Genomic DNA, 16,049 nt, shown 5'->3' with positions numbered 1-16,049 from the left:
CAGCCAAGTTCATTCCGCTGCCGCCAGAGAGCGAAATCGATTGGCTTATTGGGGACTTCGGCAGACTCGGTGTGATCATCACGGGCCATAGCGTGCGCAGAGCGGGCTTCTCGTGCGTCATCCACCAACTGCGAGAATGGTGAGATAGCCTGCGAATTGGGTCGCGTGATCCGCCAACCGATGGGTTATTCACATGAAAAGATTCGCCGCAGTATTCCTCATCGCCGGAGCCGTTGCGCTCGGCTCTCCCGCCGCAGCCATCGCAGCACCGATAGGCACCGGCAGTGCCGAAATGGGCGGGCCGTTCTATGGGGCGCTTCCGACCTGGTCGACCATCTTGGCGGCATTCGCCCAGTGTGGATCCGCCGCGATCGGAAACACGGCATGCGGCGTTGGAACTTCGCCGCCTCCCGTCTTCCCCTAACTGGCGACGGAGAGGCTCGAGCTACGTGCGGGCTTTGAGCTTTCCGTCCAATCGGTGGTCAGCGCGGAGGCCGCGAACGACAGTTGCCGCACAATCTGTGAATCGTGAAACCGCTACCGAACGGGCCGTTGCAATTCTTGGTGGCCTTCTTCGACTCGACTCCGGAAAACTCGGGATACATCAAATCGTTTGCTCCGCCCGCTGCCTTTTAGGTGGTCCTTGAATCCGAGTGCTGCGGTCGCCAGACCTTGTACGACTTCTGCCCCTGTCATCAGTGATCCGGGGGGGTGGTGTCGCCCGGCGTGGTGGCATCGATGGACCGCTGATCAGGACAGTGCCGCGTTCCGATCCCACCCGGCGCAGTGACTAAATTGCCGGCCGCACCAACTCCTGCGCTGGCCATCGATGACGGCACCGACCCCGCCGTAGTTGCGGCCTACATCCAATTCGCAAGAGACAACGGCGCTCGTTTCACATTCTTCGTGACGGCCTCGTACCACTCGTGGACGCTGTCGGACTCCTCCATCATTACCGACGACTACCTCATCGAGTGCGCGCGCAAGTATTTCGCGCCCGGCGCTTTGGTGATCGGACACGCAAACCACCCTGCCGTCACGCATGTCTATCCGCAATTAGTCGACATCATTCGAACTAGCGGACTGACGTTGGTGACCCTGAACGACGTGTACTCCCCCGTCTGACAACCCGGACCAACGCCGATTGCTTCGAGGTTCAGCAAAGGGCAGCGCCCGGACCCACAAAGTTGCCTCTAACTGCCGGTGAGAGCAGTTGAAATCCTCCACCGAAATCAGAACCGCCACCGTCGAAATCGCCACCGCCTTGGTCGTACCCACCCTGGTCGCCCTCGAAGTTTCCAGCTGTGTCGAATCCACTGTCGGTGCCGTCGCCGTAACCGCCTTCGAAGGTTTGGGTGTCGTAGCCGACGCCGGATATCCCCGAGAACATCGAGGAGAACAACAACGCCGCCCGGTCGTAGAGGGGATCCTCTGCCGCGACAATCCGGACTGACGCCCGCACCTGCACTGGGCACGTTCGCGTTGTTGTGACCTGATTCTTCCCGACCCAAGCCGAGCGGATGCGGTCATGGGACCACCTTGTTTCCTGAACCGACGAATATGCAGTGGTCTTCAATTGCCCAGTCCTGCTTGATGTCCGAACGCTCGTGACGAGGCCACAAATCGAGGTGGTCCACCCTGCTTGCATACCCCATGGGGTACTTGACATACCCCATGGGGTATCTATAGAGTCTCCATATACCCCGAATATCGCAAGGAAGGTTGTCCGATGATCCTCGAGCAGTACTACATCGAGTGCTTATCTCATGCGTCATACCTGATCGGCGATGAGACCACCGGCAGAGCCATCGTGGTAGATCCGCGTCGCGACATCACCGAGTATCTCGATGACGCAGCCAAATACGGACTGACAATCGAGGGGGTAATCAACACCCACCTTCATGCAGACTTCGTTTCCGGTCACCTCGAGCTTGTCGACGCCGTGGGAGCGTGGGTCGGGTTCGGCGAATCCGCTGAGACCGAGTATCCGATCCGCAGGCTGCGGCACGGCGAACATGTGTCCCTCGGGACAGTCGACATCGAGATCCTCTCCACCCCCGGCCACACGTGGGAGTCGATCAGCCTGCTGGTCCGAGAGAATCCGATTGCTGCGCCGTCTGCCGTGCTCACCGGAGATTCGATGTTCATCGGCGACGTCGGCCGCCCCGACCTGGCCAACCTCGGAGGCGGCACCAACACCGATCTTGCACGGGCGATGTACCGCACCGTCCACGAGACTCTCCTGAAGTTGCCCGACTCGGTGACCGTCATGCCCGCTCACGGCGCAGGATCGTCCTGTGGCAAAAACCTTTCGTCCGAGCTGACCTCCACGATCGGTGAGCAACGACGCACCAATCCGTCGGTGCAGCCCATGACCGAGGATGCCTTCGTCGCACTCGTCACGGACGGTCAGCCTGCGGTGCCGGCGTACTTCTCGACCGATGTCGCCTTGAACAAGTCGAATCGGGCGCTGCTCGATCAAGGTCGGCACATCCCCGTGCTGTCGCCGACTGAACTGCGCACTGGATTGGCTGAGGGGATTCGAGTTCTCGATGCCCGCACGCCCGACGATTTCGCTGCCGGACATGTGCGTGGCTCGATCAATGTCGGATTCGACGGCAGGTTCGCCGAGACCGGCGGCATGGTGGCAGACATCGGCGGCCGAATCGCTCTCATCACCTATCCGGGTCAGCAACAAGATGCAGCAATGCGGCTCGCGCGCATTGGGTCCGACAATGTCATCGGGTATCTCACCGTCGACACTGACGGCACCTTCCCCGACACACTCACCGACCTGGTGCGGACTGCACCGCGCACCGAAGTGGCCGCACTCGAGTCACTCCTGAGTGCGGACGCGATCACACTGATCGATATTCGTAATCCCGGTGAGCGCGAAGACGGCGTCATCGCAGGCGCTCAGCCGATTCCGCTCGCTCAACTCCGCTCCCATCTCGACGATCTGCCACAAGACAAGCCGATAGTCGTTTATTGCGCCGGCGGCTGGCGCTCGTCCGTCGCCGCGTCGCTACTGCGCGCCGACGGTATCGAGAACGTCAGCGACCTGGTCGGTGGCTACAACGCCTGGATCGAATCATCTTTCACATCGGTTGATTCGCAGCAACTTTCATCCGTCATCGAGTGACGCAGACCGGACAAGGAATCCCCATCATGTGCTACCCCGAGAAGTGTTCTTCCTGTTCCAAGACCACCTGGGCCGGATGCGGTCAACACTCCGACGACGTAATGAATAGCGTTCCCACAGCGCAGCGCTGCACCTGCGTTGCTGCCGATACAGCAGGGACCGGATTCTTCCGCTCCCTGCTTCGGCGATGACCCGCCCAATACACAACACTGATTCATCTTCGAAGGGAGCTCTCATGACCGGCGACGAGGACAGCATCGCGTTGGTACTCAACCGACTCCGGCGAGCACACGGTCAGCTCGCGGGAGTGATCTCGATGATCGAACAGGGTCGTGATTGCAAGGATGTCGTCACGCAACTCGCTGCCGTGTCCCGTGCACTCGACAAGGCCGGCTTCAAGATCGTTGCCACCAGCCTTCGTGAATGCATCACCGGGGAGACCGCCGGCACCACGGAACCGATGACCGAAGCCGAACTCGAAAAGATCTTCCTCACCCTCGCCTGAATGGTCCGTAGCCGTGGCACTAGGGCGGCGTCAAGCGAAACCGCACACAACCAACCCCCGCGGAATGACCTGGCAGAGGATCAAAATCGCGAGCAGGGGAATCTTTCCCGCTACGGTCGCTGGTCGCTATATTTGGCGTCGAAGGGCAGTACCCGACTCACCGAGTCAAAAGAATATGCACTCGAACAGCATTTCTGCTGTTCGAGGGCATATTTTGTGCGCCATCCGGGATTCGAACCCCGGACCCGCTGTACTAGAGATAACAATTCAAGTAAATGCACTCGCGTCCAGCATAGGACTGCTGAGCTGGGTGTTCGGCGAATCGAGTGACCACCGGCGTCCGCCTGAATTCACCCGAATGCGCCCCAAAGTGATGAGTAAAAGAAGGCCTCCTTCGACCTGCCCCCGGTCCACCTAAGTCTCGTGTGGTCCCCCATAGTTTAAACGGACCGCCATGGCCACTCGACTCCACCTCGTTTCAAAGTGATGACCTGCTGGTGCATCCTGTCGCAGGCAGTGAGTCCTATGCGGGTCTAGGCGCTGAGGCCCAACAGCCATGTGAGGATCGTCTCCAGACTTTCGGGATCGAGACGAGTGCCCGGCTCGTTGAATCCGCTGCCTGGCGACGCGGCGATTTCAGCCGAAGTGCGCAGATCTTCTTTGAACACATGATTCGCGTTGGCAGGGAAGGCGAAGGTTACGTTGGCCATCCCGGCGGCGGCCTCTTGAAGAGGGATGCCGTCGGCGGCCATATCGATCTGACCGTCTTTCGCACCGATCAGCACCAATGCGGGAATCTGTATCTTTACTAGCGAATCAGTCGCGGACTCGATCCAAAGCTCCCGGATGAACGGGAGATTCGCTGGTGCCTCCAAGCCGGCAAGCACCATCTTCACGCTGTCCGGCAAACTCGGGTCAGGATTCATCTGCTGCCCGGCCGTGTAACGCGCAGCGGCCTCCTGCACCTTTGCCATCAGCTCGCGCCCTCCGGGAATCTGGAAGGTCTGCTTCGTCAGCTGCGACAGCAGCACTTCCCGTATCGGCCGGCCAGGTGGCGCGGCGAGGACAATGCCCGCGAACGGGACGTGTTGGCTAGTTATGGCGTAGTGAAGCACGTGAAGGGTTCCTTCACTGTTACCGAGCCCGACGATCCTCGTGGAATCAACGTAGTCCTGCTGGGAGAGTACGTTGACGGCCTCGACCAGCTCGTTCAGATGCGACTGCATGCTCATCTTCCCGATGAGCTTCCTTGCGTTCTCCGTCGCACGCGCGCCGGACGCCCGCTTGTCGTACCGCAGAGTGGCGATACCCGCATCAGCGAACGTCTCTGCCATGAGCCGTGCGCTGCCATTGCTGCCGGGCAGCAATGGTGAACACCAATCGCGATCGGTCGGACCGCTGCCGGCGACGAAAACCACTGCTGGAAAGGGCCCCTCACCGTCTGGGCATACAATCGTGCCCTCCATGGTGATGCCGTCCAGCTTCCATGTGACCTTGAAGATGTGTGTCATGCATGCCTTTCTCTCGTTCCCATCGCGGCCATCGACACTGTAGGTGCAGGCGTCGAGACCTCAGCCGAGGTGCTGACTGCCATAGACGTACATCTCGCAGAGGTGATCGAGCGAAGCCATCGGACTCGCGTGGAGATCGCGTTGTTGCTCGAGAACGGGTCCGTCACCGAGGTTCCCGCCAGCCTCGAACAGCCGCCTTGCGGATGACTCTAGCCGAGCGATCGATGGCCCTGGTCTATTCGCAGATGTACGACGCCGACACCATGAATGATGTTCGAGACATCATTGAATCCGACAATGACGCTGCAACAAACGAATTCGAGTCTCTGCCCGCCGCTGCCGACGAGGACACACGTGCGCGCCTCGCCGAAAAATTTGCAGCAACAATCACCGAAGCGCTGGTCAAGTATTCGTGGATGATCGACCTGGATTCGCGTTTGAGAGGGAATCCGGCATTGGCAGGCGATGCCCTGGCGAGACCATCCGAGAGTTCTACAACCCCGCCCAGCTCGAAGTACTGCTCCGGGCCAACGTGATCGCTCGACAGCGCGTCTGATGACTGACCCGGCTCAGAGGGCGCAGCGGGCGTCGTCGGCGGGCGTCAGGAGGTCGATGAGGTAGTCGGCGACGATGTCGTCGACGCACGTGTTCTTGGCGACGATCGCCCCGTGCTGTTCGCCCTCGACGGTGAGGAGGCTGCCACCGAGAGTGTCGGCGAGGTCTATCCCGCCTTGGTGCGGGGTCAGCGCGTCACCGGTGACGGAGACCGTCAAGGTGTCGGGTAGTCCTTCGATCTCCGTTGCGTAGGGGTAGCCGAGAGTGGGTTGGATGGGCCAATGCTCACAGGTGTCACGCACATTCTCAACCGGTCGTCCCGAGTCCACGAACGGACTCGCATCGAATACTGCGCGGATGAGTGCTGACTCCTCGTCCGGGGTGTGTCGTTCCTCATCGAGGCAGTTGATCGCGCCCGTCGCTTCGAGTGTGTCCAGGTAGGTTCCGTCTGCGGCACGCTCGTGGTAGAGGTCGTTGAGTGCGAGCAGAGTCTCACCCCGGCCATCCCGTAAATTGGCAATGCCCATGATGACCGCTGGCCATGCCTCTTGTGAGTACAGACCGAGAGTAACGCCCCCGATTGCCTTGGTGAAGGTCAGTTCACGGCCATCCGTCACGGGCAGCGGTGCATCGACCAAAGGCTGAACCAGGCTTTGAAACACCTCGGTCGCCCGGCCCGGGTCCGGTCCGAGACCACAATCAGATTGTGTAGCACAGAATTTCGCGATTTCGTCGAACGCACGCTGCATGCCGTCGGCCTGCTGGAGGCGTCTCTCCTTCGTCCCGGCGAGCGGATCCATCGCGCCGTCAAGGACGAGCGCGCGGACGTTCTCGGGAAACATCTCGGCGTAGACCGCACCCAGTCGCGTTCCGTAGCTGGCGCCGGCGAAGGTAAGTTCGTCGTCGCCGAGCGCGGCACGCATGACGTCCATATCCCGTGCCACATCACGCGTTCCAATATGAGCCAACACATCTTCGCCCCCGGACCCTGCGGCGCAGTGCGCGTAGTATTCGCTAGTCGACTCTTCGGATAGTGCATGCGGCAGAACGCCGATCGCAGCGCCGATCGCGTCGGCCTCGCGCTCCTCGTCGTCGAAACAATCCACTGCCGGCGTCGACGCACCGACGCCACGTGGGTCGAACCCGACCAGATCGAACCTGTCGGTGACGGCGCTTTGTGCCCATGCATCCGCAGTGGTCGCCGCGAACGCGGTACCCGAGAATCCTGGCCCGCCCGGGTTGAGTACCACCGAACCGATCGGATCAGCCGAACGGGCGGGAATCCGAGAGATCGCGATCTCGGCCGTCTCACCGTCCGGATTGGCGTAGTCGAGCGGGACATCCATATTTGCACACTGGTATTCCATCGTCGGCCAGGCTTTCTCGGCAGGCGGGGTGCAGGTCTCGAAGTTCAACTCCTGACTGTAGAACTTGTCGAGAGATCCGGTGTCGGGGGCGTCCTCCTCTGGAGTGGTGTTCTGGCTACAGGAGGCGAGCAACGCGATCGCTGCCACAACCGCGCCTGCTTTCAGGCCTAGGTGAGTTCGCATCGGTCCATTACGCACTATGTTGCAGGGACACAGTCAACAACGACTGGGCCAGCTACCCCGTTGGGATGTCCGCACATCATCGCGGTAGTCGATCAGACGGTCGCTGCGATCTGTTGGCCCAATGGCTGCCGATGCCCCCAGGTGCCCCAATGCCACAACCACTCGAGTGGTCCTTGGCTGAACCATATTGTGCTGAGACCCCACTGTGCGAAGAGTATTCCGCATGCTGTCGCCAACGGTATTGCTCAGGAAGCATTTTGATCAAAACTGAGGAGCCGTCCCGCCGCAAGCATCAGCGGCGCGGCGCTGACATAGCTGGTCAAGGACATCCTGCGCAGAGGGGCAACAGCCCCTACCAGCATTCGAGACGCTCGGGTGGTCATCAGCAAGGAGGCCATCGGAAAGTACACCCCTGCGATAGCCAGTCCGGCTGCGGCAGACTCCGCACTGAATCCTGACATTCCAATTGTCCTGGCTTGCAGCGAATCAGCGGAACAGCGGCAGCTGCGCAGGCGATCAGCACGATTGTTGCACCACGGCGAGATCGGCCGAAGGCCGTGACCAGACCGTATCGGGTCAGACTGGCTCCCAGGAGGAGCATTCCCGGGTCAGGCTGGAACCACCGCCGGCGAAAAGAAGGCTGCCCGCTATGAAGACAGCTACCGCGACCGCTGAGACCCGGCGCGACATCCACGTACTCGGAAGCAGGATGACGAGGCCGACCACCGCGAGGGGTAGCAACGCCGACCCGGGCTGCAGGAAATTGAACGGGATCCCCATGGCGAGCAGAAGAAGGAGTCGCCTGAGCAGTAGGAGTCGTGAACGTACCACTCGGAGTGCCGCAGCCTCGTAGAATATCGAGAATCCGATACCGAAGAGCAGAGCGAAAATTGGGAAGAAGCGTTGTTGCACCAGAAGATGCAACCATCCGCCCGTGTTGTCGAGCGCGGCTCGCTGGTACAGGCCCGGGGCGGTGCGAAATCCGGTGAGAGGCCCGATGTTGACAAAGATGATGCCGCACAGTGCGACACCGCGAATTACGTCGAGGGTAGAAATACGGCTTCCGACTGTCGGAACCGATTGCGGCTGAACAGTAGTCTATTTCTGCTCTTGTGTTGTGTGCACAGCAAAGCTAATCGGTGTTCCTGAAACAGGGTCAAACGTGCAGAACCCGCAACTCGTGCAGTGGTCGGGTCGATAACGCCAACGGAAACCGCGGACAAATCACCGCGTCAGGCGGTACACGCTCCAACTCGGTCGCAAACGCAAGCGAACAGCCATCACGGCGTCAGCACGATCCGACCGAACACACCGCCATCGTCCATCCGCCGGTGCGCCTCGGCCGCCCGCTCGAGCGGCAGAACATCGTCGACGACGGCGTGGATGTCGCCGCGTACGGCAGCGTCGAACACTTCGGCGCGAACTCGGTCACGCTCGACCACAGGAACAGTGTCGAGACTGAAAGTGCTCAGCGACAACGACTGCCGGAACCCGCGCATCAGGCTCATCCCAAAGTCCTCCGGTGGGTAGCCACCGACGACCCCGGCGAGGACGTACCGTCCGTTCGGCGAGAGCCGATCCAGGAAAGTGCCCAGTGCCTGGCCTGCAATGAGATCGATTACGACGTCGAACATCTCGGGCCCGTCGCCAGATCCGTCTCGGTCGAGTACGTGAGCTGCACCCAGTGCACGGAGCCGATCTCCGCGTTCTGTGGATGATGTCGTGACCGTCACCGAGCCCGTGCGGGCTGCGAGTTCTACTGCAGCAATGCCGATGCTCCCTGCCGCGCCTCGTACGAGGACGGACTCCCCCGCAGCGACGTGCGCACGCTCGAGTGCGAAATGGGCGACCGTGGCTGAATTTCCGAGGGTCACAGCGTCGATGCTGGAGAGCCCGCCGGGAACGGCGACGATGTCCCTGACGTCAACGGCGGCATGTTCGACGTAGCCTCCCCCGACTCCGGTGAACGCCCAGACGCGACGGCCGAGCCAACCCGGTTCGATGCCGTCGCCCACCTGTTTCACGACCCCGGCCACTTCGCTTCCGGGGATGAAACCTTCGCCGAGACCGAGATCGCCCAGGGTGCCTCGCCGGATGACAGCGTCCACTCCCCCGACGCCGATGGCGTCGGTCTCGATGAGGACCTGCCCGGCCTGCAGGTCCGGCGCTGGTGCGTCGACGACCTGCATGCCGTCGGGACTGCCGAATGTCTGAATGACGACTGTTTTCATATTTCGGACGGTAGTGGACGCCCCCGTCCATTTGCGTAAAGTGAGAAGCATGGCAGAGCAATTGACTCAGATCCTGCGCACGGACGCGTCGGCGAACCGGGATCGAATTCTCGAAGTGGCGCGCGAGGTTTTCGCCGCGGAGGGTCTCGGGGTGTCGATGCGTGAAGTCGCTCGCCGGGCCGAGGTGGGGCCGGCGACCCTGTACCGTCGCTTTCCCACCAAGAAAGACTTGATTCTCGAAGCGTTCCTGGATGAGTTCCGCATATGCCGTGACATCGTCCGCACGGGCTGCGCGAATCCGGATGCGTGGCAGGGATTTTGCAGCGTCATCGACCACATCAGTGAGCTCAATGCGCAGAACCAGGGGTTCACCGAAGCGTTCATCGCCGAGTATCCTGATGCTGTGGATCTCGAGTCTCACCGCGGTGAGACGTTGCGGGCGTTCGCCGACCTCGCACTGCGGGCCAAGCAACAGGGTGAGTTGAGGCAGGACTTCGTCGTCGACGATTTCGTTCTCATCTTGATGGCGAACCGAGGGCTGTCGACGGCACCGCCCGAGGTGCGGACACGTGCTGCCCGACGCTTCGCCGCCATGATGACCGATGCGCTGCACGCCTCCCCCGCCAACCGCACACTTCCCCCGCCGCCGTCCCTCGCGCGCACGGCCGTGTTCGGCCGATAGGAGGAACACCACATTGTGGACCCGATCTACGGGAGAGGTGTCGGGTCGCTGGTGACGGGGTCGAGGTAGAAACGCGCCCACGAGATGAGACCATCTGCGTCGGTGCGCCAGATGACTGGCCCCGCGATGACGGCAGGAGCGCCGTCTGTGGTCGACCCTTCCATCTCCCACTCCGACCAGACCTCACCTCCGTTGATCGCGCTCCGGAGCACCCGGGCGCGGAGGTCGGGTGTGCGAGCCAGAAGCTTCGTCCAGTTGCGCTCCACGGTCTCGCGGCCTATGAAGTTACGCACCGGATATTGCGGGACCTCGGAGACGTAGTCAAGCGAGAAGCATGCGGCGATCTCCTCCGCATTGTGCGAGTTGATTGCGGCTTCTAGGCGAGTGACGGAACTGGGTACTGTCATCATTACTCCTTCTGGTAAGTGGGACGCATCGTTGGACTGTTACGGGCGGGTGGAGCAGGCCGTTGCGGTACTGCTCGGGGTGGTGCTCGGCGAACTCCCAGACCAGGGCACTCATGTCAAGGCCTTCGCGGTCGGTGAAGACCGTGGCCGCGCGGACCCGATCAGGCGTGGCCCATGTCACCGATCAGGGATGACCCGACGATCGCGGCTCCGTTCCCGTCGCGGACTCTCCAGGTGCGCCACTAGGCGCGTTCAGCCGCTGCGGGTCGACATCACATCGGTGCGGCGGCAAGCACTAGAGCGTCGTGACCAGACACACGACTGTAGCTGCGAACAGCACCTGGGCAGGATACGCCTTGACCACGATTATCAAGAGTTTTCCAACTCCGTTCAGCTCGAAGCTTCTGTCCGGCCAACGTCCTTGCTCCCCCGCACGGCGACGGTGCTGCTGCGCGAGCGGACGATGCGGCACCGCCGAACGGACTTCACCGCACACCGTAATCCGGTCGCTGAATGGATACCGGGTACTGAAGGTGTCTACGCAAGGGCCGTCGAGGAGGCGCCGTATGGCGCCGAGGCGTCTCTGGCGACGCTTGCGGTGGTAGGTCTTCTCGATCCATGTCACGATTGCCAGCCGTAGTTGTTCGCGTGTCGACCAGCGTTGCCGGTCGAGCATATTCTTCTGAAGTAGGGCGAAGAATGACTCGATTACGGCATCGTCTCCACATGCCCGAACACGACCCATTGAACCTTGCAATCCGTTGTGGGACAGTTCATGTACGAACTTTCTGGCGCGAACCTGACTGCCACGATCGGAGTGCACAATCGCATCTTCGGGATTCCTCTTCTCGACTGCGTTGCATAGAGCTGCGAGGTCCAGATCTGGCTGCGTTCCTGCGCGGTGAACTGACGACCGACGAGGCCATCGTGAACAGGCGGGCCGGCCTTTCTGTACAGTCCTCTCTTCTTCGAGAACACCGACCAGATCTGTTCCTGCGAACACAACCGTGCGACCCTGTTTTCACCGGCGCTGATGCCGCGGTCGGGCAGCTCGTCGGCGATGAAGCGGTAGCCGAATGCGGGGTCGTCGTTACGGATCTCGCGGGCGATGCCGATCAGGTGTGCATCGTCTCAATCACGTTGCGTAATAGGGTATTTCTTTCATTTTTTGAATGCTTGGGTGCAGGATCCGAGAACCCGGCAGGTCACTGCGACGGGGACTCCGTCTGCAGCAAGGTCGAGGACCAGCGGCCCGCTATTCGGACGCCTCGTGACCCTCTGCTGGCTGGGCATCGTATTGGCCGTCTCCCCCCGTCATGGCATCTCGCGCGGGCCCGCCCTGGGTGCAGATGCTTCGCTTCCTCGGACTGTGGCTCGGGTACGTGTCGATCGTCAGCACCTGGTAGGACTTTTACTCCCAGCTCGGCATCCCGTGGGTCGTGCACGCCGACTCCGGGCACGCGACGTGCTCGATTCTGCTCCAAGATCTCCTCGCAGACCTCGGTATCCGGCGCAAAGAGCCACAGCGCCAGGTACGACACCAATTTCCAACCTCAACTGACAATTGTCATTACGCACCAATGCAAGAATCCATGTGAAACCGATGATTGCGGGCACTACAGGAAGTGCTGCGCCTCGCCCAGAGTTGAGTCATGCCAACACCGAACGACACCCCCGCGGCCAATCTGGTCAAAGACGCCATTGGTTTAGGTCCCGCCCCGACACGGGCCAGGGAAGCCGCGGTGGCCGTGACCACTGGTGTACTGGCTGCAGTGGTCCTCGCCGCACTGCAACCCGCAGTTCTGTTCATCGCAATTGCGTCCACCGCGGTCGTCGTGAACCTCGCGATCCGTTGGATCATCGGCACCCGCAAGTGGGGTTCGAGATGAGCACAGTGATCACCGCACGCGGGCTCACACGAACCTATGGCTCGGGCGACACCGCATTCACAGCAGTCAAAGGCATCGACCTCGACGTCGCAGAGGGCGAAGTCTTCGCCTTACTCGGTACCAACGGCGCTGGCAAGACCTCCACATTCGACCTACTCGAAGGACTCGAAGCCCCCACCGCCGGATATATCGAAGTCTTCGGCCTGGACCCACGCCGCGACCGCAAACTCATCCGCCCCGAGGTGGGCATCATGCTTCAATCCGGTGGCCTCCCCGCCGAATTGACCATTACCGAAACACTCGACATGTGGCGCGGCACCTGCACCAACCCCATTACGGCGGCCGCAGTCCTCGAGCAGGTCGACCTCACCGACCGAGCTCACGTCCGCGTCGGATCACTTTCGGGCGGGGAGAAGCGTCGAGTCGACCTCGCCTGCGCACTCGTCGGACAACCCCGACTGCTCTTCCTCGACGAGCCCACCACCGGCCTCGACCCCGAAAGCCGCCGCAGAACATGGCGTTTGCTCGCCGGTCTCAAAGCGGCCGGGGTCACGATGGTCCTGACCACCCACTACCTCGACGAGGCCGAGGCTCTCGCCGACACCATCGCCATCATGCACAGTGGGCAGATCGCCCGCCGCGGCACATTGCGCGACATCGTCGACGAACACCCAGCGCGCATCGTCTTCGACCACCCAGGCCTCCCACTGCCACCACTGCGCGGTGCTCGTATAGATCCGCAGGCACGGGTGACCGTCTACACCCACGACCTTCAAGTGCACCTCTCCGAACTCTTGGCCTGGGCGGACGAACGCGGACTCCACTTACGCGGACTCGAAGCACGCGCCGCGTCCCTCGAATCAGTATTCCTCGACGTAGCCGACGATTCTGTTGCCGATACCACTATCACCGACGCATCTGATTCGCCCCCTGACATGATCGGAACTCCTTCATGACCACCACCAAGACACCCACCTCGGTCGGTGTCGGCTTCGGTCGCCGCCCACTCGCAGCACTGTCCATGGCGGAGTACCGCCAGTTCCGTCGCAACAAGACCCTCGTGTTCATGGGAACGGTGTTTCCGATCGCCCTCCCTCTGATCACCTTCTTCCTCGCCCGACGCGACACCGGATCCACCGCCGAGGCCGCGACCACGGGACTGGAGATGTTCACTCTGATGGCTCTGCTGTTCGTGCAGTACTACTCGGTGCTCTCGATGGTCACCACCCGCCGAGGTGAGGGTGTCCTCAAACGGCTACGCACAGGGGAAGCGTCCGACTGGCACATCCTCACCGCCCCCGCGATACCCAGTGCCGTTCTCACCCTCGTCGGCGGCGCCATCGTCGCCGCAGTGATCTACGGCGCCGGATCACCCACCCCCGTAAATGCGGCGGTATTGGTGATCGCGCTGCTGTTCGGCATCGTCGTCTTCTCTCTCCTCGGACTGGCGACCAGTGCGGTCACCAAGAACGCGGAGGCCGCGCAAATCACCTCCATGCCGGTCATAATTCTCACCTTTGTCGGCCTGAACTCGCTTCACGGTGTTCTTCCCGACCGCCTGGCAGCGATCGCCGACTGGACTCCCTTTGCAGCCCTGTCCGACCTCATTTCCCTCGGCGCCGCCGGCAAGCTCGACCTGACCACCGACGCTGCCACCGACTTCGCGGGTACCTTTGCCGACATGGGACGACCACTAGCCACACTCGGCCTATGGACCGTACTGGCGCTCGCCGTCGTAGCGACGAGCTTTCGCTGGGACGATCGCGGATGATGCCAGCGGCCTCTTGGTGGCACGAGCTGTCGGGCACGGAGAAATTCCGCCTCTACACACAGCTCACGCTCCAAGGGGTCATCGCTGTCGTTGTGGTCATCACCATCACCCCCACGATCGGGTCGACGTGGATGACTACTGGCATCTGTCTGGCCGGCGCTGCCGCCATTCTTTCGATTCAGTCCCAGCCCGAGCTTGCAGTGTGGTCGCCGAAGGCCCTGCAGCGCTGGGGGCGTCCTGTCGGTGCGCTGACCCTCGCGTCGGTGTGGCTGGCGTGTGCCCTCGTCGCGCACCGGGCGACCGATGATACGGAGCTCGATGCGGCAACCGGCGTCGCGATCTTCGCCGCGTCGCTTGCGACCATCGCCCTCGTCACGTTCATCCGCTACCGGTGGTGGATCGTTCTCGGCCTGGCAGCCGCGACCGGCGCGGCCGTGGGCACCACGCCAGCCGCAGCACTACGTGTCGCGGCTATCGTCTTGCTCGCCGGCCTGTTCATCGTCGCCACGACTTTGCTGACCCTGTGGGGAGTGCGCGTCGTCGACGAACTTGAACGGAGCAAGGCATCGGAGGCCAAACTGCAGGTGGTCGAAGAGCGCCTACGTTTCGCCCGCGACCTCCACGACGTCGTGGGTCGAAGCTTCTCGGCCATCGCAGTCAAGAGCGAACTGGCCGCCACCCTCTCCCGCGCCGGCGCAGCCGAGCGCGCGGCCACCGAGATCGACGAAGTCAAAACCCTCGCCGTGGAATCACTCGACCAGATGCGTGAACTCGTGCGCGGCTACCGCAGCATCAACCTCGACAACGAAGTCGCCGGCGCCCGGTCGCTGCTCCGCGCGGCCGGTTGCGAGCTCAGCACCGAAGGTGATCCGAATAAAGTGCCTGCTCCGTTCCACGAGGTCGCCGCCTGGGTCGTAAGGGAGGGCACCACCAACATTGTCAAACACTCCGTCGCCACCTCGGCTACCCTCACACTCGGCGACGAGGGGATGTCTCTACACAACAACGGCGCTCCCGGTAGTCTCCGCAATGGAACGACACACTCAGGTATGCTAGGACTTGCCGAGCGGCTTACTCACGTGGGCGCAACTCTCGACACCGATACCGCCGACGACGGATTCATGCTCATAATCCGATGGGCCAAGCCATGATCGAGCTACTTCTTGCAGATGACGAGGCCCTGATCCGTAGCGCGATGGCCGCACTCCTCGGCCTCGAAGACGACATCGAGGTGATCGCCCACTTCGGCTCCGGGGAACAACTGATCGGGGCGTGGCGTCAACGCGCCGAGGGCAACCAACCAGTCGCCGTCGCCGTCATCGACCTCCAGATGCCAGGCATCGACGGCATCGACACCGCAATCGAACTGCTGTCCCTGACCCCCACCGCTGGCATCGTGATCGTCACCAGCCATGGCCGTCCCGGTTACCTCAAACGAGCACTGACCGCCGGAGTGCGCGGGTTTCTCCCGAAAACCGCACCCGCTGCCACCCTGGCGGATGTCATCCGCACCGTCCACAGCGGCGGCCGCCACATCGATCCCCAGTTGGCCGTCGAAGCCATCAGCGCTGGCGACACCACACTCACCGCCCGCGAAGCCGACGTACTCGAGTTCGCAGCCGACGGCGCCAGTGTGGACGAGATCGCAGCCCGCGCATACCTTTCCGCCGGCACCACCCGCAACTACCTGTCCTCGGCAATGTCCAAGCTGGGGGCGTCCAACAGGTACGAGGCTGCTCTGACAGCACGCCGGTACGGGTGGATCTAACTACTCCACCACCAAAGCAAGGCCGGTGTTCCGTCAAT

At 61.9% G+C, this 16,049-nt stretch carries 19 protein-coding genes and 3 pseudogenes; 13 read left to right on the top strand and 9 right to left on the bottom strand.

What is annotated here, in order from left to right; translation table 11 throughout:
* The first annotated feature begins 193 nt into the window (after positions 1–193).
* Both ABIB36_RS13150 and ABIB36_RS13145 read left to right on the top strand, forming a co-directional pair.
* Entirely contained in the window at positions 194–424 is a 231-nt protein-coding gene (locus tag ABIB36_RS13150; RefSeq protein ID WP_354561707.1) for a hypothetical protein, read from the top strand.
* Between the two features lie 371 nt (positions 425–795).
* Positions 796–1,125 carry a hypothetical protein gene (locus ABIB36_RS13145; protein WP_354571597.1) on the top strand — a complete coding sequence of 110 codons (330 nt, stop codon included), beginning with the start codon at positions 796–798 and terminating at the stop codon, positions 1,123–1,125.
* Positions 1,126–1,156: 31 nt separating this feature from the next.
* On the opposite strand, the pseudogene ABIB36_RS13140 reads toward ABIB36_RS13145, so the two are convergent.
* Positions 1,157–1,402 (bottom strand): annotated as a pseudogene (locus ABIB36_RS13140) (hypothetical protein); the annotation flags it as partial.
* A 327-nt stretch (positions 1,403–1,729) separates the two neighbouring features.
* Here ABIB36_RS13140 and ABIB36_RS13135 point away from each other — a divergent pair.
* Genes ABIB36_RS13135 through ABIB36_RS13130 form a run of 3 tightly spaced genes read left to right on the top strand, consistent with a single transcriptional unit; the run spans position 1,730 to position 3,647 of the window.
* A complete protein-coding gene (locus ABIB36_RS13135; protein WP_354561702.1) occupies positions 1,730–3,142 on the top strand; it encodes an MBL fold metallo-hydrolase in 1,413 nt (470 codons plus the stop codon).
* Positions 3,143–3,168: 26 nt separating this feature from the next.
* Positions 3,169–3,333: a DUF8730 family Cys-rich protein gene (locus ABIB36_RS21950; protein WP_502943566.1), complete on the top strand. Its 165-nt coding sequence runs from the start codon at positions 3,169–3,171 to the stop codon at positions 3,331–3,333.
* A 44-nt stretch (positions 3,334–3,377) separates the two neighbouring features.
* On the top strand, positions 3,378–3,647 hold the full coding sequence (locus ABIB36_RS13130; protein ID WP_354561700.1) for a metal-sensitive transcriptional regulator: 270 nt from the start codon (positions 3,378–3,380) through the stop codon (positions 3,645–3,647).
* 533 nt (positions 3,648–4,180) lie between these two features.
* Here ABIB36_RS13130 and ABIB36_RS13125 read toward each other — a convergent pair.
* Positions 4,181–5,158 (bottom strand): alpha/beta fold hydrolase, encoded by a 978-nt coding sequence (locus tag ABIB36_RS13125; RefSeq protein WP_354561697.1) that lies wholly within the window; start codon positions 5,156–5,158, stop codon positions 4,181–4,183.
* Here ABIB36_RS13125 and ABIB36_RS13120 point away from each other — a divergent pair.
* On the top strand, positions 5,150–5,365 hold the full coding sequence (locus ABIB36_RS13120) for a hypothetical protein (RefSeq protein ID WP_143542004.1): 216 nt from the start codon (positions 5,150–5,152) through the stop codon (positions 5,363–5,365). The two genes, ABIB36_RS13125 and ABIB36_RS13120, sit on opposite strands and share 9 nt — an antisense overlap.
* A gap of 17 nt (positions 5,366–5,382) precedes the next feature.
* Positions 5,383–5,694, top strand: coding sequence for a hypothetical protein (locus ABIB36_RS13115; protein WP_354561694.1), 312 nt, complete (start codon positions 5,383–5,385; stop codon positions 5,692–5,694).
* Between the two features lie 33 nt (positions 5,695–5,727).
* Here the strand turns inward: ABIB36_RS13115 and ABIB36_RS13110 are convergent, their stop codons facing one another.
* The 4 genes from ABIB36_RS13110 to ABIB36_RS13095 form a co-directional block, all read right to left on the bottom strand.
* A complete protein-coding gene (locus ABIB36_RS13110; RefSeq protein ID WP_084345107.1) occupies positions 5,728–7,263 on the bottom strand; it encodes an alpha/beta hydrolase in 1,536 nt (511 codons plus the stop codon).
* Positions 7,264–7,355: 92 nt separating this feature from the next.
* Positions 7,356–7,499 carry a DUF418 domain-containing protein gene (locus ABIB36_RS21945; protein WP_179142145.1) on the bottom strand — a complete coding sequence of 48 codons (144 nt, stop codon included), beginning with the start codon at positions 7,497–7,499 and terminating at the stop codon, positions 7,356–7,358.
* A gap of 340 nt (positions 7,500–7,839) precedes the next feature.
* Positions 7,840–8,175, bottom strand: a complete 336-nt coding sequence (locus tag ABIB36_RS13100; protein ID WP_143542007.1) for a DUF418 domain-containing protein — start codon at positions 8,173–8,175, stop codon at positions 7,840–7,842.
* Positions 8,176–8,543: 368 nt separating this feature from the next.
* Positions 8,544–9,494, bottom strand: coding sequence for a zinc-binding dehydrogenase (locus ABIB36_RS13095; RefSeq protein WP_354561690.1), 951 nt, complete (start codon positions 9,492–9,494; stop codon positions 8,544–8,546).
* A 49-nt stretch (positions 9,495–9,543) separates the two neighbouring features.
* Between ABIB36_RS13095 and ABIB36_RS13090 the strand changes: the two genes are divergently transcribed.
* Complete coding sequence (locus ABIB36_RS13090; protein WP_084345126.1) at positions 9,544–10,176, top strand: TetR/AcrR family transcriptional regulator; 633 nt, start codon at positions 9,544–9,546, stop codon at positions 10,174–10,176.
* A gap of 26 nt (positions 10,177–10,202) precedes the next feature.
* On the opposite strand, the gene ABIB36_RS13085 is transcribed toward ABIB36_RS13090, so the two are convergent.
* From ABIB36_RS13085 to ABIB36_RS21935, 3 genes and pseudogenes are all read right to left on the bottom strand, one after another.
* The gene (locus ABIB36_RS13085; protein ID WP_143542008.1) at positions 10,203–10,583 is read right to left on the bottom strand and encodes a nuclear transport factor 2 family protein; all 381 of its coding nucleotides are present in this window, start codon (positions 10,581–10,583) and stop codon (positions 10,203–10,205) included.
* 565 nt (positions 10,584–11,148) lie between these two features.
* Positions 11,149–11,457, bottom strand: a pseudogene (locus ABIB36_RS21940) (IS3 family transposase); the annotation flags it as partial.
* Positions 11,458–11,482: 25 nt separating this feature from the next.
* Positions 11,483–11,834: pseudogene (locus ABIB36_RS21935) on the bottom strand (IS3 family transposase); the annotation flags it as partial.
* Between the two features lie 401 nt (positions 11,835–12,235).
* Between ABIB36_RS21935 and ABIB36_RS13075 the strand changes: the two are divergent.
* The 5 genes from ABIB36_RS13075 to ABIB36_RS13055 are packed head-to-tail and all read left to right on the top strand — an operon-like array spanning position 12,236 to position 16,011.
* A complete protein-coding gene (locus ABIB36_RS13075; protein ID WP_143542009.1) occupies positions 12,236–12,472 on the top strand; it encodes a hypothetical protein in 237 nt (78 codons plus the stop codon).
* Positions 12,469–13,428, top strand: a complete 960-nt coding sequence (locus tag ABIB36_RS13070) for an ABC transporter ATP-binding protein (RefSeq protein ID WP_354561685.1) — start codon at positions 12,469–12,471, stop codon at positions 13,426–13,428. Before ABIB36_RS13075 ends, ABIB36_RS13070 begins: the two co-directional genes overlap by 4 nt.
* Positions 13,425–14,243: an ABC transporter permease gene (locus tag ABIB36_RS13065; protein ID WP_084345114.1), complete on the top strand. Its 819-nt coding sequence runs from the start codon at positions 13,425–13,427 to the stop codon at positions 14,241–14,243. The genes ABIB36_RS13070 and ABIB36_RS13065 overlap by 4 nt, the downstream gene beginning before the upstream one ends.
* The gene (locus ABIB36_RS13060; RefSeq protein ID WP_354561684.1) at positions 14,183–15,394 is read left to right on the top strand and encodes a sensor histidine kinase; all 1,212 of its coding nucleotides are present in this window, start codon (positions 14,183–14,185) and stop codon (positions 15,392–15,394) included. Before ABIB36_RS13065 ends, ABIB36_RS13060 begins: the two co-directional genes overlap by 61 nt.
* The gene (locus ABIB36_RS13055; RefSeq protein ID WP_354561682.1) at positions 15,391–16,011 is read left to right on the top strand and encodes a response regulator; all 621 of its coding nucleotides are present in this window, start codon (positions 15,391–15,393) and stop codon (positions 16,009–16,011) included. Before ABIB36_RS13060 ends, ABIB36_RS13055 begins: the two co-directional genes overlap by 4 nt.
* Positions 16,012–16,049: the final 38 nt, after the last annotated feature.

Origin of the sequence: Rhodococcus sp. UYP9, assembly GCF_040547235.1 — a bacterium.
Lineage (GTDB): Bacteria > Actinomycetota > Actinomycetes > Mycobacteriales > Mycobacteriaceae > Rhodococcoides.
Note: the sequence above shows the minus strand (reverse complement) of the source record. Positions and strands in the feature narration are given on the sequence as shown.

Bases quoted from the DNA above. Each gene is read 5' to 3' on its own strand.
- ABIB36_RS13150 (WP_354561707.1), top strand. From the start codon at position 194: ATGAAAAGATTCGCCGCAGTATTCCTCATCGCCGGAGCCGTTGCGCTC.
- ABIB36_RS13135 (WP_354561702.1), top strand. From the start codon at position 1,730: ATGATCCTCGAGCAGTACTACATCGAGTGCTTATCTCATGCGTCATAC.
- ABIB36_RS21950 (WP_502943566.1), top strand. From the start codon at position 3,169: ATGTGCTACCCCGAGAAGTGTTCTTCCTGTTCCAAGACCACCTGGGCC.
- ABIB36_RS13130 (WP_354561700.1), top strand. From the start codon at position 3,378: ATGACCGGCGACGAGGACAGCATCGCGTTGGTACTCAACCGACTCCGG.
- ABIB36_RS13125 (WP_354561697.1), bottom strand. From the start codon at position 5,158: ATGACACACATCTTCAAGGTCACATGGAAGCTGGACGGCATCACCATG.
- ABIB36_RS13115 (WP_354561694.1), top strand. From the start codon at position 5,383: ATGGCCCTGGTCTATTCGCAGATGTACGACGCCGACACCATGAATGAT.
- ABIB36_RS13110 (WP_084345107.1), bottom strand. From the start codon at position 7,263: ATGCGAACTCACCTAGGCCTGAAAGCAGGCGCGGTTGTGGCAGCGATC.
- ABIB36_RS13095 (WP_354561690.1), bottom strand. From the start codon at position 9,494: ATGAAAACAGTCGTCATTCAGACATTCGGCAGTCCCGACGGCATGCAG.
- ABIB36_RS13090 (WP_084345126.1), top strand. From the start codon at position 9,544: ATGGCAGAGCAATTGACTCAGATCCTGCGCACGGACGCGTCGGCGAAC.
- ABIB36_RS13085 (WP_143542008.1), bottom strand. From the start codon at position 10,583: ATGACAGTACCCAGTTCCGTCACTCGCCTAGAAGCCGCAATCAACTCG.
- ABIB36_RS13075 (WP_143542009.1), top strand. From the start codon at position 12,236: ATGCCAACACCGAACGACACCCCCGCGGCCAATCTGGTCAAAGACGCC.
- ABIB36_RS13070 (WP_354561685.1), top strand. From the start codon at position 12,469: ATGAGCACAGTGATCACCGCACGCGGGCTCACACGAACCTATGGCTCG.
- ABIB36_RS13065 (WP_084345114.1), top strand. From the start codon at position 13,425: ATGACCACCACCAAGACACCCACCTCGGTCGGTGTCGGCTTCGGTCGC.
- ABIB36_RS13060 (WP_354561684.1), top strand. From the start codon at position 14,183: ATGGACCGTACTGGCGCTCGCCGTCGTAGCGACGAGCTTTCGCTGGGA.
- ABIB36_RS13055 (WP_354561682.1), top strand. From the start codon at position 15,391: ATGATCGAGCTACTTCTTGCAGATGACGAGGCCCTGATCCGTAGCGCG.